At 57.2% G+C, this 1352-nt stretch carries 1 protein-coding gene; it reads left to right on the top strand.

All coding sequences use genetic code 11. From position 1 onward, the window contains the following. Window positions 1–65: 65 nt before the first annotated feature. Entirely contained in the window at window positions 66–1316 is a 1251-nt protein-coding gene (locus AWB69_RS45180; protein ID WP_062093233.1) for an IS256 family transposase, read from the top strand. The last annotated feature ends 36 nt before the right edge of the window (window positions 1317–1352 follow it).

Genomic DNA, 1352 nt, shown 5'->3' with positions numbered 1-1352 from the left:
GAGGGTGTAATTAGTTTTGTGTAAACGGTCATTTGGCAGGAGACTGCCAGCATCCAGGAGCAACGATGACCGTAGCGAAGCGCAACAAACGAGTGAAACCCGATCCTGAGTTGGTAAAACTGGCCGACAGCCTGTTGGCGAATTACCAGAAGCCAGAGGATTTGATTGGCGAGAATGGCCTGCTCAAGCAGCTCACCAAGATGTTGGTGGAGCGGGCTCTGGAAACCGAGATGTCCGAGCATTTGGGTCACGGCAAGAGCGCAGCGGTGACCAACGCCACGGGCAATACCCGCAACGGCCACAGCGCCAAGACGTTGCAAGGCGAGTTTGGCGAATTGCCGCTGGATATCCCGCGTGACCGTCAAGGCGCGTTCGAGCCGAAGCTGGTAGCGCGCCACCAGACACGCTGGACGGGCTTTGACGACAAGATCATCTCGCTGTATGCGCGCGGCTTGAGCGTGCGCGAGATCCAGGGTCATCTGGAAGAAATGTATGGCACTGAGATATCGCCCACGCTCATCTCGGCGGTGACAGACGCAGTGAGCGAGGACGTGAAGCTCTGGCAGGGACGCGCACTCAATGCGCTGTACCCGATCGTTTATCTGGACTGCATCCACGTCAAAGTGCGTGACAGCGGGGCCGTACGGACCAAGGCGGTGTATCTGGCGATTGGCGTGAACATGGACGGCCACAAGGAGGTTCTGGGGCTGTGGATCGCCCAGACCGAGGGTGCCAAGTTCTGGTTGCAGGTGGTGACCGAGTTGAAGACACGCGGCGTGCAGGACATCTTTATTGCCTGTGTGGACGGGCTCAAGGGCTTTCCTGAAGCCATTGAAGCGGTCTATCCGAGAGCGGCTGTGCAGCTTTGCATCGTGCACATGGTGCGCAATAGCCTAAACTTCGTGTCGTGGAAACTGCAGCGCGAAGTGGCCGCTGATCTGAGGACGATTTACACGTCGTCGACCGTCGAGGTGGCCGAGCAGATGCTCAGCGCCTTTGAAGCCAAATGGGACAAGGAGTACCCATCGATCGGTCAGAGCTGGCGGCGCAACTGGGCCCGGGTGATACCGTTCTTCGACTACCCGCCGGAGATCCGCAAGGTGATTTACACGACCAACGCGATCGAGTCGATCAACATGAGCCTGCGAAAAGTCATCAAAACACGCAGTTCGTTTCCGACTGATGATGCCGTGACCAAGCTGTTTTACCTGGCGTTGAACAACATCAGCAAGAAATGGTCGATGCCGATCAGAGACTGGAAGGCGGCTCTAAACCGCTTCGCTATCCAGTTCGAAGACCGGATGTCGCCGGGTTAAACCAAAACCCGTTTACACAAAATCCGGGACACCCCC

The sequence above is a fragment of the Caballeronia udeis genome, assembly GCF_001544555.2.
GTDB classification, from domain to species: domain Bacteria; phylum Pseudomonadota; class Gammaproteobacteria; order Burkholderiales; family Burkholderiaceae; genus Caballeronia; species Caballeronia udeis.
This window is presented reverse-complemented; position numbering and strand designations above follow the sequence as displayed.

Coding starts and splice junctions, on each gene's coding strand:
- AWB69_RS45180 (WP_062093233.1), top strand. CDS start 66: ATGACCGTAGCGAAGCGCAACAAACGAGTGAAACCCGATCCTGAGTTG.